The following is a 14,521-nucleotide window of genomic DNA, read 5'->3' on the forward strand; positions in this document are numbered from 1 at the left end:
CTATACGGGGATGCGCAAACCGCCCACCGCCGCCGACCTGTGGCAAGACTTCCACCCCGCTGTGGCGGCATGGTTTCGCTCGGCCTTCCCGGCGGCAACAGAGGCTCAGCGGCGCGCCTGGCCGCTGATCCAGGGCGGGCGGCCGACGCTGATCGCCGCGCCTACCGGGTCCGGCAAGACGCTGACCGCCTTCCTGGCCGCCATCGACGCGCTGGTGGCCGAAAGCGCCGGCGCGCCACTGCCCGACGAATTGCGGGTACTGTATGTGTCGCCGCTGAAGGCGCTGTCCAACGATATCCGCCTCAATTTGCTGGCGCCGCTGGAAGGTATCAGCCGCGAACTGGCCGCGATGGGGCTGGCCGACCACGGCATCCGCAGCGCCGTGCGCACCGGCGACACCACCCAGGCCGAACGCAACGCCATGCGCCGCCGTGCGCCACACATCCTGGTGTCGACGCCAGAGTCGCTGTACGTGCTGCTGGGTTCCGACAGCGGCCGCGCCATGCTCTCGACCGTGCGCACGGTGATCGTCGACGAGATCCACGCGGTGGCCGGCAGCAAGCGTGGCAGCCATCTGGCCCTGAGCCTGGAGCGGCTCGACGCCTTGTGTGCGCGGCCGCCCGTGCGGGTAGGCTTGTCGGCCACGCAGAAGCCGCTGTCGCTGGTGGCGCAGTTCCTGGTCGGCGCCGGCGGCGATTGCGCGGTGGTCGATGTCGGCCACGTGCGGGCGCGCGACCTGGGCCTGGAGCTGCCGCCGGTGCCGCTGGAGGCGGTCATGGCCAACGAGGTGTGGGAGCGCGTCTACGATCGACTGGCAGAACTGTCGGTGCTGCACAAGACCACGCTGGTATTCGTCAACACGCGGCGCATGGCCGAGCGCATGGCGCGTCACCTGGGCGAGCGGCTCGGCGCTGAACTGGTGGCGGCGCACCACGGCAGCCTGGCCAAAGAATACCGGCTCGACGCCGAACAGCGCCTCAAGCGCGGCGAGCTGCGCGTGCTGATCGCCACCGCCTCGCTGGAGCTGGGCATCGACATCGGCGACGTCGATCTGGTGTGTCAGATCGGCTCACCGAGGAATATCGCCTCGCTGCTGCAGCGCGTGGGCCGCTCCGGCCACCAGGTGGGCGGCCTGCCCAAGGGTCGCCTGTTCCCCACCTCGCGCGACGACCTGATCGAGTGCACCGCGCTGCTGGACTGCGTGCGCCGGGATGAGCTGGACCTGCTGCACATTCCCAGCGCGCCGCTGGACGTGCTGGCGCAGCAGATCGTCGCCGAAGTGGCCTGCCGCGAATGGCGCGAGGACGAACTGTTCGACATGGTGCGTCGCGCCTCGCCGTACGCGCAGCTGGAGCGCGCCAGCTACGATGCCGTGATCCGCATGCTGGCCGAGGGTTACACAGGCCGCAACGGCGTGCGCGGCGCCTACCTGCATCGCGACACGGTAGCCGGGGCTCTGCGCGGCCGGCGCGGCGGCAAGCTCACCGCCGTCACCTCCGGCGGCACCATACCGGACAATGCCGACTACACGGTGGTGCTGGAACCGCAGGGCCAGATGGTCGGCACGGTGCACGAGGACTTCGCCGTCGAGAGCCTGGCCGGCGACGTTTTCCAGCTTGGGAACACCTCGTACCGCATCCAGCGCGTCGAAGCTGGCAAGGTGCGCGTGGAGGATGCGCACGGCGCGGCGCCCAACATTCCGTTCTGGCTGGGCGAGGCGCCGGGCCGCAGCGACGAGCTGTCGATGGGTGTGGCGCGCCTGCGCGGTGAGATCGAGCACCAACTGGCGGCGACCCCTGACGGCGAGGCGGCCATCGAACGCGCCGTTGACTGGCTGTTCGAGCATCTCGGCCTGGCCGACGAAGCCGCGCGCCAGATCGTCGAATACCTGGCCCGTTCACGCGCAGCGCTGGGCGCCCTGCCCACCCGCGACACGCTGGTGATGGAGCGCTTCTTCGACGAATCCGGCGGCATGCAGCTGGTGCTGCACTCGCCCTACGGCAGCCGCATCAACCGCGCCTGGGGGCTCGCGCTGCGCAAGCGCTTCTGCCGCAGCTTCAACTTCGAATTGCAGGCCGCCGCCAGCGAGGATGCCATCGTACTGTCGTTGTCGACTGCGCACAGCTTCCCGCTGGACGAAGTGTGGCGCTACCTGCGCTCTGCCACCGCCGAGCACATACTGATCCAGGCGCTGCTTGATGCTCCGCTGTTCAATGTCCGGTGGCGCTGGAACGCCACCACCGCGCTGGCCCTGCCGCGCTATGCCGGCGGCCGCAAAGTCGCGCCGCAACTGCAGCGCATGAAGAGCGACGACCTGCTGGCCTCCGTCTTTCCCGACCAGGCGGCCTGCCTTGAGAATATCGTCGGCGAACGCGAACTGCCCAGCCATCCACTGGTCGACCAGACGCTGGACGACTGCCTGCACGAAGCCATGGACAGCGAGGGCTGGCTGGCCCTGTTGCGCCGCATGGAAGCGGGCGAAGTGACGCTGATCGCGCGCGACCTGCCGGCGCCGTCGCCGCTGGCGATGGAGATCCTCAACGCCCGCCCCTACACCTTCCTCGACGACGCGCCGCTGGAGGAGCGCCGCACGCAGGCCGTCATCAACCGGCGCTGGACCGATCCCGCATCCACCGACGACCTGGGCGCGCTCGACGCCGGCGCCATCGCCAGCGTGGCGGAGGAAGCCTGGCCGAGCGTGCGCAATGCCGACGAGATGCATGAGGCATTGATGTCGCTGGCCTGCATCACGCAGGCGGAGGCGTCGTCCAACGAAGGCTGGTCCGGCTGGCTGGATGCGCTGGCCGCTGGCGGACGCGCAACGCGCATGCGGGGCGACGCAGCGGCAGCGCAAGGCGGCATCGACTTCTGGGTGCCACTGGAACGTCTGGCCTGCGTGCAGGCCGCCTATCTGCAAGCCCAGTCCGCGCCACCGTTGGCCGCGCCGCCCGCCCATGCCGATAACGACAACGACAACGGATGGACCGCCGACACCGCACTGGTAGAAATCCTGCGCGCGCGCCTGAGCGGCTTCGGTCCGCAGCCGGTGGCCGCCATCGCTGGCGCACTGGGCCTGACGGCCAGCACCGCCACCATCGCCCTCACGCAACTGGAAAGCGAAGGCTATGTGATGCGCGGCCGCTTCTCGCCCGGCGCCAAAACGGAAGAATGGTGCGAACGCCATCTGTTGGCGCGCATCCACCGCTACACCATCAAGAGCCTGCGGCGCGAGATCGAACCGGTGGAGCGCCAGGATTTCATGCGCTTCCTGTTCGACTGGCAGCACCTGTCGCCGGACGCCCAGCTGCAAGGCGAGGAATCGCTGCCGCTGCTGCTGGCCCAGCTGGAAGGCTACGAAGCCGGCGCCGGCGCTTGGGAAAGCGATCTGCTCTCGCTGCGCATGCAGGACTACGCGAAGTCCTGGCTCGATGACCTGTGCCGCAGCGGCAAACTGGTTTGGACACGCATCGGCGCGCCGTCAAGCGCCGCCGGAGGGCCGGTGCGCAATACGCCGCTGGTGCTGCTGCCGCGCCGTCAGCTGGCGTTGTGGCACGCGTTGCCGGCGGTCGCCACCGAGATCGAAATATCGCCACGCGCGGCGCGCGTACTGGCCGCGCTGCGCCGCGACGGCGCCATGTTCTTCGACGAGCTTGTGCAGGACGCGCGCCTGCTGCCGGTGGAGCTGGAAAACACGCTGGGCGAACTGGTGGCGACAGGGCTGGTCAACGCCGACAGCTTCGCCGGGTTGCGCGCCATGCTGCTGCCCGCGAACAAGCGCGCCAGCACCGACAAGCGCCGCCACCGTGGCGCAGGCGCTGCGCCGTCCATGGAGGAAGCCGGACGCTGGGCTCTGGTGCGGCGCGGCGATGGCGTGACGATCCGCGAGCGGATCAGCGAAATCGCCGCCGCCAACGAAGGAATCACCGGCAGCGACCACGCCGCGTCGGACGCGCCCTCGCCCGCCGACAACAAAAACGTCAACACCCGCGTCGCACCGCCGGCCCGCAAACCACGCACCGATCCCGAAACGCTGGAGCACATCGCCATGACGCTGCTGCGCCGCTACGGCGTGATGTTCTGGCGTCTGCTGGAGCGCGAGGCTGCGTGGATGCCGTCATGGCGCGAGCTGCTACCGGTCTACCACCGCCTCGAAGCGCGCGGCGAGATACGCGGCGGCCGCTTCGTCGCCGGCTTGTCGGGCGAGCAGTTCGCGCTGCCCGAAGCCATTCCGCTGCTGCGCGACGTACGCCGCCGCAAGCACGACGGCAGCCTGGTATGCGTCTCCGGCATCGACCCGCTCAACCTGTGCGGCACGCTGCTGCCCGGCGACAAGGTCCCCGCGCTAGCCGGTAACCGCGTGCTGTTCCGCGACGGCCTGCCGGTGGCGACCATGGTGTCCGGAAAATTCAACTACCTGTACCAACCCTCCGCCGAAGAACGCGACGCGCTGCACGGCGCACTGGTGCACACGTGAACACCAGCGCGCAAACAGGCTGCGACAAAGCTATCGCATTGGCGGCGCCACCCTGTCCGCAAACGCGGACTATCGACCATCCGCGCATGGTGCTGGCCACCACCATCCTTGCATCCAGCCTGGCCTTCATTGACGGTTCGGTGGTCAACGTCGGCCTGCCCGCGATCGGCCGCAGCCTGGGTACGGACGGCGCCGGGCTATCGTGGATCGTCAACGGCTACCTGCTGCCGCTCAGCGCCCTGCTGCTGTTGGGCGGCGCGGCCGGCGACCGTTTCGGCAAGCGCCTGCTGCTACTGATCGGCGTGGCCGTGTTCGCGCTGGCATCGCTGCTGTGCGCCTTCGCGCCGTCGCTGCCGCTGCTGGTGGCCGGACGCATCCTGCAGGGCATGGGCGCGGCGCTGCTGATGCCCAACAGCCTCGCCATCCTCGGCACCCACTTCGAGGGCGAGGCGCGCGGACGGGCGATCGGCATCTGGGCGGCGGTGGGGGCGGCAGCCGGCGCGCTTGGTCCGCTGCTGGGCGGATGGCTGATCGACATCGTCGGCTGGCGCGCCATCTTCTTCATCAATCTGCCGTTGGCCGCGGCCGCGTTGTACCTCGGCCTGCGCTACCTGCGCGACGAAAACGGCAAGGCGCCGGTGACGCTGGACCTGCCCGGCGCCGCGCTGGCCAGCCTGGGACTCGCCGGCTTGACGTGGGGCTTGACGGTGGCCTCCAGCGCCGCAGGCGTGGGCTGGCTGCCGTGGCTTGCCATCGCCGGCGGCGTGCTGGCCTTGGTCGTGTTCCTGCCGGTAGAGCAGCGCGCCGGCGATCATGCGATGCTGCCGCTGTCGCTGTTCGCCTCCCACAGTTTCAGCGGCCTCAATCTGATGACCTTCCTGCTGTATGGCGCGCTGGGAGCCCTGCTGTTGCTGGTGCCGTTTGTGCTGATCGAATTCGACCACTACTCCGCCAGCATGGCCGGCGCGGCGCTGCTGCCGCTGCCGGTGGTGATCGCATTGGCGTCGTCGACGATGGGCCGCGTCGCCGGCAAGATCGGCGCGCGGCTGCCGTTGACGATTGGGCCCATCGTTGTCGCTGGTGGTTTTCTGCTGTCCATGCGCATCGGCGGCGGCAGCTACTGGACCACCACGCTGCCGGCGATGCTGGTCATCGCCATCGGCATGGCGATCGCGGTGGCGCCGCTGACCACCGCCGTGCTGTCGTCGGTGGACGCGGGCCACAGCGGCGTCGCCTCCGGCTTCAACAGCGCGGTGGCGCGCGCGGGCGGCTTGTTCGCCACCGCCCTGCTGGGCATCGTGCTCGGTTCGCACGGCGCCGCGCTGCTGGCATCCTTCCACATTGCCGCGCTGGCCTGCGCGGTGACGGCGCTGGCCAGCGCGGCTTGCGCCTTCGTCTGGATCTCGCAGTAAGCGGTGTCCATCAGCACCCGCGCATCCGACACCTCGTTGCGAATTGATACATTCCCACCCCAATTTGTGTCTTCGGCAACACAAAAGACACATTATTTTCGGAAACTAATGCTTAGTGGAACGAAATTTCCCCAAAAACCACTACCGCCGTTTTATGCTGGGCCTACTTTCATGTCGGCAACGACGCAGGAAGAGACGCCCTTTCGCAACCATCACACACAGGTGAGATACGAATGAACAAAGCGACCGCATCCGCAGCATGTTTCTCTCTCATGGCCTTCAGCGCTGGCTACGCCGCCGCGCAGTCCTCCGTCACCGTCTACGGCAACATTGACGTCGGCGTCAGCAAGCGCAGCAACACGACGCTCGCCGTTGGCCGACGCGACAATAATCGGCTTGGCTTCAAGGGCGTCGAAGATCTCGGCGGCGACCTCAAGGCATTGTTCCAGCTTGAGATACGCTACGACCCGGACATCGGCACGATCGAGGGACAAACGCGGCCGCTGTTCCAGGGCCAGAGCCGGGTTGGTTTGCAGGGCGACTTCGGCACCGTGCGCATCGGCCGCGGCTTGACCGCGTTGCAGGACTCGTCCAGCGCGTTCGAGCCATGGCGTGGGGTGCCCAGCACTGCAGGCTTCCAGACCGATCTGACGGTGGCCGGCTACAACAGCCAGCCGCTCGATCCGGCCGGCTCGTCGGCCAACCGGTGGTCGAACGCGCTGTTCTACAACTCGCCAGAGAAAGGCGGTTTCCAGCTCAACGTGACGGTCGCGACCAAGGAAGCCAACGGCAATCCGGCCATCATCGGCCGCGGCAACTTGGCGAACCCACAGTATCCGGCCAACACGATGCTCGAATCGAATCCCTATTCCGTGTCTGGCACGTACACTGGCGGCGTGTTCGGCGGCATGCTGGCATACGAGCGCAACGCGGCCGAGACCACCTTGTGGTCGGTCGCCGGCTCGGTCAAGCCCCTTCCCGACGTCAAGCTGGTCGCGTCGTACCAGAAGCAGGATCAAAGCCATACCATGGCAAGCAACGCCAACACCAAGGCATGGGTGACCGGCCTGAACTGGAATGTCGGGGTGGGCACGATCCTCGCGGGCTATGGACAGAAGTCCCCCGACGGCGTCGCCAAGACCAAGCAAACCAGCGTCGGCTATGAATACAATCTGTCGACCCGCACCTACCTTTACGCGGATGCCTCGCGCCGCGCCAGCGCGACGTCGGTCAATTTCTACGGCGTTGGCATCTTCCATAAATTCTGATCGGACACCATCATGAAACACCATACTTTCAGCCGCCTGTTGGCCTGCCTGTCCATGCTGGCGCCGGCGCTTGCCATGGCCGACGACAAGATCACCCTGAGTTTCAACGAGCGCCCGCCCTACCTGGTGGCCGGCGCCGACGGCTCGGCGAGCGGCCTGACCGGCACGCCTGCGGCCGAAGCGTTCCACGCCGCCGGCATCGATATCGCATGGAGCAAGGTTCCGCCCAACCGGCAACTGGTGGTGATCAAGGAAGGCGGCCCCAACTGCGCGATCGGCTGGTACAAGACGGCCGAGCGCGAGCAATTCGCCAAATTCACCAAACCGATTTATCGCGACAAGCCGACGGTGATCATCGCCAATCCCAAGTTCGCCCCTGCCGAGCACGCCAAGCTCGGCGATATCCTGGCGACCAAAGGCGTGCGCATACTGATCAAGGAGAATTTTTCGTACGGCCCGTACATCGATGCCGCGCTGGACAAGGTGAAGGCCGCGCAGACCAAGTCGAATGGCACGTCGACCCAGATGCTGCAACTGGTCAACGCCAATTCGGTCGACTTCATGTTTGCGTCTGAAGAGGAAGCCAGCTATCTCGTGGAGCAGTCCGGCATCGGCGCCGGCAACTTCAAGCAAATCAAGATGCCCGACGTGCCCGCAGGCGACGACCGCTATATCATGTGCAGCAAGGACGTTTCCGATGAAATCATCGGCAAGCTGAACAAGGCGATCGGCGCGAAGAAGAGTAAGAAATAGAGGTGCCATGTTCCGCATCCTGTGCTTGTGGCTGCTGTTGTTGCCGTCGTCCCGGGCGCAGGAACCTGTGGTCCTCTACTACAACGAACGCCCGCCGTACCTGATGAGCACGCCGGATGGCGGCGTGCACGGCTTGACGGCGGACCCGGCGGCGGCGGCGTTTGCCGACGCCGGGATTCCGGCGCGCTGGATGCGAGCGCCCAGCAACCGTCAGCTGGCACTGCTTCAGGAAGGCGGTCAGCGCTGCGCGGTCGGCTGGTTCAGGAACGCGGAGCGCGAGCGTTACGCCAAGTTCTCGCTGCCGATCTACCGCGACCTGCCGTTGGTGGCGATCGTGCGCGACGACTTTGCCTTGCACGGCGCGGCAACGCTGCGACAACTCGTCGCCATGCGGGGCTTGATGGTGCTGGTGAAACAGAAGTACTCCTATGGCGCCTACGTCGACGAATCGCTGGCCAAGGCGCTGGCGACCCGGATCGCCACCACCGCCGAGAGCGTGACTATGGTGGCGATGATCGGCGCGCACCGGGCGGACCTGATGTTCCTGGCCTCGGAAGAAGCCGATTATCTGCTTCAGCTTGCCGAGCTGCGCGACAAGGGCTTGCGCGTCCTACGCTTGCTGGATGTGCCAACCGGCGAGCAGCGCCACATCATGTGCAGCAAGGACGTCAGTGACGACATCATGCGCCGGCTGGACAAGGGAATTCAGCAGAAGTCAGGTGAGCCATGACGCGGCAGGTGGTGCGCTGCGACGGGTAATCAGGGTGCGGTGCCGTACAGAGTGCGCGGCGGTTCCTGCGTAGGCTGCGGGATGACCATCCAACTTACCGAAGGAACCGCCATGCGCCTGCCTCTGATTGCCCCGCAAGACCTGACTCCCGAACAAAAAGCCCTGTACGACAATATGCGCAAGGGCATCTCCAGCAACTTCAATGACTTCATCTCCGTACGCGAAGACGGCGCCCTGATGGGGCCGTGGAACCCGTGGCTGCACGAGCCGGGCATCGGCAAGGCGATCTGGGATCTGACGCTGGCGATGACCGCCAACGCCACGCTGCCCGACAACGCGCGGCAGATCGCCATCCTTACCGTCGGCGCCAGCTACAACGCGGCTTATGAAATCTACGCCCACATTGCCGTCGCCGAGCGCGAAGGCATGTCGGCCGAACGCCTGTCCACGCTGGTGGCGGACGTCAAGCCGGTGGATCTGAGCAAGGAAGAAAGCGTGGCCTACGACATGGCCTACGCGCTGAGCCGCGGCGGCACGCTGCCGGAGCCCTTGTACCGGCTGGCGGTCAGCACCTTCGGCCAGCATGGTGCGAATGAGCTGATCTATCTGGTCGGCCTGTATGCGCTGGTGTCGGTCACGCTGAACGGCTTTAACGTGCCGGTGCCGGAACGGGATTGAGGCTTCGGTTTTGGGATGCGGCGGCGAAGCGGCAAATGTCGCCGCCAAAACTACGTGCCATCGTCATTTCCGTAAAACGTAAAACCCTTTCCAAGATTGGATTTCCTCGCAATAATCAAAATCTGAACAACCTCTTCCGCCATGACATTCATAGGGTCCCCGGGCTCATTTAAAACATGTCCGCTCGAATACAACTCGTTCGAGACCATGTCTATGGCAATCTCGATGGCTTCCTTTTCGTCATATGCTCGAACATATCTCGTTGCATAAAAGCCTCCGCACTTCTTCCCATCCATGGCCATCCAGAGATTATTACCGTGAAGCATAACTCTATATTTATTTTTCAAGGCGAATATCCTCAAACTGACGCCGACGCTCGTGTAAACGCAGCGAGCAGCCATGCATTGACCAGGTCGGAACATTGCTAGGCAAGGTCATCTTCCCGCTCCCCACTTTCAGCATCTTCCTCAACCAAGACAAATTCCGGATCTGGCCCGATAAACCTAGCCTTGGCAGAAACCAGAGAAGCAAGCAGCGCACCGAGAATCGACATACCAACGCCTATACTCAAAGCGAACATGCAAAAGATCAAAAATGTTTCCGCAGATTTGATCGCCGGTATAAACCGCACTGCCAAGCAAAGAATCGCACTCACAAAGAGCAGCTCGACAAGCCATCCTAAAGCATACCTGGTTTGTCGAAAATAGAATGCACTTCGTTTTTCGCCAACAACGGGTAACGGGCCATACCAAGAAAACGCGATTTTTGCGGCAAGCGAGCTTGGGTTTCTTTGAAGGACCTTAAGCACAAACCAAACCAGGCCCCCAAAAAGCGCGATCCTGATTTCATTAGACATACTAGGGCCCTAACGTGAACGATCAGCCGTGCCGCGAGGCAGGTGAAAAAAATCAGGTCATTAATAGAGACGTTAACTCTTGGCCGATTGCCGCAAAAATATCAGATACACTTTCCTCGTACTTTGGCGACAGCGATGAAAGGCAACGCTAGATATCCTGTGAAAAGAAATGTAGGCTGGCGCTTTAGTCCATCTGAGTGGAGACAATCCGGCACCTTCGCTTCAATAAAAGCAGCGGTCATAATACTCGTATTGGCTGAGCTGAACGCTATGGCGCTTTGATAATACGGCGGCGGTGCTTCGTTTTTTAACGTTTCGGCGACTGCTTTGCTTATTGATGGATCGACATGCCCCTGTACAGCCTTCAACTGAACTTCGGATGGGACGGCGTCGCTCAACGGGTCCCTCACGTTTTCGGCAGAAATAGCCGCTGTAGAAAATATCAAAATGCCCAGAAAGAGTAGTTTCACAACGTGTCCCCCCCCCGAATAGATGCAGTCAGGCCCTAAGCCATACTAAGCAAATTACCATAGGTGCGCTGCGTGGCCACAGCCGTAATCGACATTAGGCTGTAAATTAGCGCGGGCAAATAAACAGAAAAAATGGGCTGCGGCAATCACGGCTATTGGCGTTTAAAGACTATCCATTACGCAAATAGCGCCGAATACTCGGAGGCTCGATGCGCATCTATTCCCTCGGCTTGCTCGATGTAGAGTTGGTGAGGGCAAACTTGAAGGAAAAATTCTGGTCTGGTAGTTGGCCCTGTCAAACGGAGTTCCCCGTCCAAGCCTAATGAGCCATCAGTAGTTGGAATTTTATTTGCAATTTTTGCTGCGAATGAAGGTTCATGAATTTGCGATTCCGAGTCCCACAAGTCGTAGATACGCTCAAAGGCAGTCTGAGATACCTCAACCCACAGGCCAATACAGTATGAATGCTGGATTGACTTCACCGGCAAAGGTAGAAGCGCTCGGATGAAAAATCGCTTTCCTTCGATAACGCACAAATCATTATTCTCTTTAACCAAACGAGTCCGGTCGTCCTCAGATAGCTTTACAACATCGTCAGGTCGACGAAAAGTGAGTTCCATTTCTTCCAAAGAATGCTCTACACCGCATTTTGAACAAATCAAGGTAACCTCTGTGCAAGTTAAGAGTAGATTTGCGCCACCACCGACAAACGGGCGTGCTTAACATCTGCCTGTTGCCGGTTTATGCCATTGATTGAGTTTCGTCTCATCGCAACCTGGAGCCATCAGGATTGATGGCTTCTTCGTCGCGACGGGTAGGATAATAGACCTTTTTGTGTTCGCTCTCGTAAAAGAGAATTCCGTGAATGCCCTCCGCTTGGCTCTTGGGTACTCGACGTTGCCATATGGCCTTGAAAGCAGCATCCAAAACCTCGGCAGACTGTTGCTTGTACACTTCATCTATAAATGCCACATCCGTTCCTGAAGAGAAGATGAGAACGAACTCGTCATCGGTCGCAGCGAAGATGTCATAGACCGCATTGTCGGCACCATCAAAAATTTGAATGTTTTTCATTTTAGTTTTTTGATCTTAAACGGCTGCTTGCGGCCGCCGATAGGAGCCGCTTGTGTGCATCGCTTCTTGAAGTCAGTCTTCCAGGAGCTTGCCTTCGACAAGAATGCGCAATCGTTCGCCCGAAAAACCGGCGCGGTGGCTTCCATAAATGGCCTTACCGATAGCCTCGTAATATGAGGATGTGTCTGCCTCGATTGAAACGATCGCATCCGGATTGCCGGCTTGGATTTTTTCAAGAGCTTCAGCAACCTCAGTCGTCGAACTCAGCTTCACGTCATTCAAACACACGTGGGCGTTATCGGAAATCTTCAAGACAAATACTCCACTCACAATGGTTACCCCAGAAAATTTAAGTGTTTTGGTGCTCGTGTGCTGCCTCAGGGAACGGTTGCTCTAAACCCATCAGGTCTCAGGTGCCGTCCAGACCAGGTTCCACAGGTGGCCGTCAATGTCCTCGAAACCCTGGTCGTACATGAAGCCATGATCCTCGGGGGGATGGGGAATGCGCGCCCCCGCGGCAGCGGCCTTCGCAATCAGAGCGTCCACTTCTTCTCGACTCTCGCAGCTCAGGCAGATGATGACCTCATTAGCTTCCGTCGCCCGAACGACGGATTTGTTGATAAAGGACTTGAAGAAGGTTTCAGTCATCAGCATCGCGTATATGCAGTCGTCCACGATGGTCATAAAAGCCGAATTCTCATTGCTAAACTGCGCATTGAAGCTGAAGCCGAGCGCGGAAAAAAAGGCCTTGGATTTGTCCAGGTCCTTCACCGGCAAGTTGAAGATAACTTGTTTGTTCATGGCGTCTCCTTCCTGAAAGGTGGATCAATAGGGATGAGCGGACTACTGAATCGTCGCCCGAACCTGGTCAATCGTTCGCGCAATTTCATCCGCGACGGATGCGCTACGTCGTGTCATCGTCATCGGAACGCCATCGGGGCCAGTGCAAGCTAATTTCTGCCCTACCGGCTCATAATGACAGGCAATAGTCACATCAACGTTTTTGAATTTTTGCTGTTCCTTCGGCACTATCGGGCGAACCAACAAATTATCGCCGTCCAAGGTCGCCTGTATTGGAAAACCAATGATGGCGCGCGGACCTGGCTTACCGTCGTCTACGCCATCCGCACGACGGGCAGGCTCTGTTGAGCCGGCGGCCACTCCAAATCCGTCGGCAACTAGATAAATTTCACTTTGTTTATCCGTACCATCGTACAGCGACGATCCCGTACCCCACGTGCCAATTATATGAGTTGGCAGAACGTCAGCCGCATGGACTGTCAGGGGCATCAAACTGCTCGACAATAGCAAGCATAACCAGATGGAGCGCATCTCTTTTCCTTTAACCCAGCAGACGCGTCGGACACGCGACTTTAACGGCACAGGATAGCATCCTACTAACGTGCAAAATGCACGAATTATCACCGGTGCGCCCGGTCATCGCGATATTCAGGTATGGAAAACCATCGCAATCCTGGCAGCAATCAACTTCGCGATGAACCGGAGCGGATACGACGCGAAACTTGGCACGTCAGCCGGCAGCGGCCCCTTCGCCGTTCTGGATTTAGTGCAAATGCGCATCTGCACCGGCATCGCGTCATCTGGAAAACGCGCGCGGTACATCGATACCCAGTGCCGGCTGTCGTCAAAGCTCATCAGCATGGCCGAGTTGCAGCACGTCGCAACCATGCGATTGGTCGCCGACGCCGCGTCGAGCTTGTAACTTTTCAGCAGCGACGCTCCCTTCACCGGCGTCGCGCGATCCTTGCGATAGACCACGTATGCGGTCCCGCCATCGGGGTCTTGTATGGCAGGCGCGTTGGGCAAGCAGGCAAGGTCATGCGATCCCCGCTGGCAGTCGGCGCAGTAGCAGATGACGCTGGTGACAGGCGCCCCGCGCACTTTCAACGCAACGCTTCCGCATGCGCACGATACGACCAATTCCTGCTTGGTTGGCGTCGGCATTATCCTCTCCTAGGTCGAAGCAAAGTCCAGGCCGTTTCCGGTTTCAAGCAGGGACTTGAGGCTGGAGGCGATCTGCGCCCATGCTTCCTTCAAGCCCTCGTGTCCTTCGGGCAGGTCGTAGTGCAGGATGGTCAGCTTGGTGGTCTCGCCACCTGGCTTGATTTCATACACGATGCGCGAGGGCTTGATGTCGGACGGGATCCAGCTGGGAATAAAGGTCATTTCCAGTCGCTTGCCGCGCTCGGCGAACAGGATGTCGCCCGACACCATCACCCTGCCCTCGGCGGTGCGATGTTCGTACTTGCCGCCGGTTTCGAACTGGCCGTGGATTTCGGTGCCGCGCAGGTTGTAGCGCTTCGATAGTTCCGCGCTGGTCAGGGCTTCCCACAGCTTCTCGGGCGTGGTGCGGATGAAGGTCTCAAGGATGAAATCTGGTTTAACGGTATCCATGGATGATGTCCTTTCCAGTTCGACCTTCAGGTCAAGGATGGCCCGGGTCAGCGGTTGGCGTGTAAGCGGTTCGATCCAGCGGTCGACCAGCGACTGCAACGGAGCGGCGTTGAGGTAGTGGTATTTGAACCGGCCAGACCGGTGCGTCACCACCAGGGATGCGGCCTCCAGCACCTTCAAGTGCTTCATGACGCCAAAGCGCGTCATGCCCAGGGCGCTTTCAAGCTCGGTCAGCGTCTGCCCGTCGCGACGGCGCAGCATGTCCAGCAGTTGACGGCGGGTTTCATCACTTAAGGCTTTAAAGATCGCATCCATGGCGATCATATTAAGTGACTAAATAGTCACGTGTCAATAAGGTCACGTGAAAAGTCGACGTTCCGCCTTTGTAGCG

Annotated in this window: 16 protein-coding genes; 6 read left to right on the top strand and 10 right to left on the bottom strand. The window is 61.5% G+C overall.

The genetic code is table 11. The features are described 5' to 3' along the window. Window positions 1-10: 10 nt before the first annotated feature. The 6 genes from ACEN9O_RS28035 to ACEN9O_RS28060 all read left to right on the top strand — a co-directional run bounded on the left by ACEN9O_RS28035 (window position 11) and on the right by ACEN9O_RS28060 (window position 9,315). The gene (locus tag ACEN9O_RS28035) at window positions 11-4,474 is read left to right on the top strand and encodes an Lhr family helicase (RefSeq protein WP_495615068.1); all 4,464 of its coding nucleotides are present in this window, start codon (window positions 11-13) and stop codon (window positions 4,472-4,474) included. Then, window positions 4,471-5,886 (top strand): MFS transporter, encoded by a 1,416-nt coding sequence (locus ACEN9O_RS28040; RefSeq protein ID WP_495615069.1) that lies wholly within the window; start codon window positions 4,471-4,473, stop codon window positions 5,884-5,886. Before ACEN9O_RS28035 ends, ACEN9O_RS28040 begins: the two co-directional genes overlap by 4 nt. A 233-nt stretch (window positions 5,887-6,119) precedes the next feature. Then, window positions 6,120-7,154 (top strand): porin, encoded by a 1,035-nt coding sequence (locus tag ACEN9O_RS28045; RefSeq protein ID WP_495615070.1) that lies wholly within the window; start codon window positions 6,120-6,122, stop codon window positions 7,152-7,154. A gap of 12 nt (window positions 7,155-7,166) precedes the next feature. After that, entirely contained in the window at window positions 7,167-7,907 is a 741-nt protein-coding gene (locus tag ACEN9O_RS28050; protein ID WP_495615071.1) for a substrate-binding periplasmic protein, read from the top strand. Window positions 7,908-7,914: 7 nt separating this feature from the next. Then, window positions 7,915-8,637 (top strand): substrate-binding periplasmic protein, encoded by a 723-nt coding sequence (locus ACEN9O_RS28055; RefSeq protein WP_495615072.1) that lies wholly within the window; start codon window positions 7,915-7,917, stop codon window positions 8,635-8,637. Window positions 8,638-8,748: 111 nt separating this feature from the next. Then, window positions 8,749-9,315, top strand: coding sequence for a carboxymuconolactone decarboxylase family protein (locus tag ACEN9O_RS28060; RefSeq protein WP_495615073.1), 567 nt, complete (start codon window positions 8,749-8,751; stop codon window positions 9,313-9,315). A gap of 50 nt (window positions 9,316-9,365) precedes the next feature. On the opposite strand, the gene ACEN9O_RS28065 is transcribed toward ACEN9O_RS28060, so the two are convergent. From ACEN9O_RS28065 to ACEN9O_RS28110, 10 genes are all read right to left on the bottom strand, one after another. Beyond that, window positions 9,366-9,662 (bottom strand): hypothetical protein, encoded by a 297-nt coding sequence (locus tag ACEN9O_RS28065; RefSeq protein WP_495615074.1) that lies wholly within the window; start codon window positions 9,660-9,662, stop codon window positions 9,366-9,368. A 77-nt stretch (window positions 9,663-9,739) separates the two neighbouring features. Beyond that, the gene (locus tag ACEN9O_RS28070; RefSeq protein ID WP_495615075.1) at window positions 9,740-10,171 is read right to left on the bottom strand and encodes a hypothetical protein; all 432 of its coding nucleotides are present in this window, start codon (window positions 10,169-10,171) and stop codon (window positions 9,740-9,742) included. Between the two features lie 101 nt (window positions 10,172-10,272). Further along, the gene (locus ACEN9O_RS28075; RefSeq protein ID WP_495615076.1) at window positions 10,273-10,641 is read right to left on the bottom strand and encodes a hypothetical protein; all 369 of its coding nucleotides are present in this window, start codon (window positions 10,639-10,641) and stop codon (window positions 10,273-10,275) included. Between the two features lie 176 nt (window positions 10,642-10,817). After that, window positions 10,818-11,303, bottom strand: a complete 486-nt coding sequence (locus ACEN9O_RS28080; RefSeq protein WP_495615077.1) for a DUF2199 domain-containing protein — start codon at window positions 11,301-11,303, stop codon at window positions 10,818-10,820. A 103-nt stretch (window positions 11,304-11,406) separates the two neighbouring features. Further along, window positions 11,407-11,715 (bottom strand): hypothetical protein, encoded by a 309-nt coding sequence (locus tag ACEN9O_RS28085; protein ID WP_495615078.1) that lies wholly within the window; start codon window positions 11,713-11,715, stop codon window positions 11,407-11,409. 72 nt (window positions 11,716-11,787) lie between these two features. Further along, a complete protein-coding gene (locus tag ACEN9O_RS28090; protein WP_495615079.1) occupies window positions 11,788-12,027 on the bottom strand; it encodes a hypothetical protein in 240 nt (79 codons plus the stop codon). 90 nt (window positions 12,028-12,117) lie between these two features. Then, window positions 12,118-12,516 carry a VOC family protein gene (locus tag ACEN9O_RS28095; protein ID WP_495615080.1) on the bottom strand — a complete coding sequence of 133 codons (399 nt, stop codon included), beginning with the start codon at window positions 12,514-12,516 and terminating at the stop codon, window positions 12,118-12,120. A 42-nt stretch (window positions 12,517-12,558) separates the two neighbouring features. Beyond that, entirely contained in the window at window positions 12,559-13,047 is a 489-nt protein-coding gene (locus tag ACEN9O_RS28100; protein WP_495615081.1) for a hypothetical protein, read from the bottom strand. 117 nt (window positions 13,048-13,164) lie between these two features. Further along, a complete protein-coding gene (locus tag ACEN9O_RS28105) occupies window positions 13,165-13,680 on the bottom strand; it encodes a GFA family protein (RefSeq protein ID WP_495615082.1) in 516 nt (171 codons plus the stop codon). 9 nt (window positions 13,681-13,689) lie between these two features. Beyond that, a complete protein-coding gene (locus ACEN9O_RS28110) occupies window positions 13,690-14,445 on the bottom strand; it encodes an ArsR/SmtB family transcription factor (protein ID WP_495615083.1) in 756 nt (251 codons plus the stop codon). Window positions 14,446-14,521: the final 76 nt, after the last annotated feature.

The sequence above is a fragment of the Duganella sp. Dugasp78 genome (assembly GCF_059491455.1).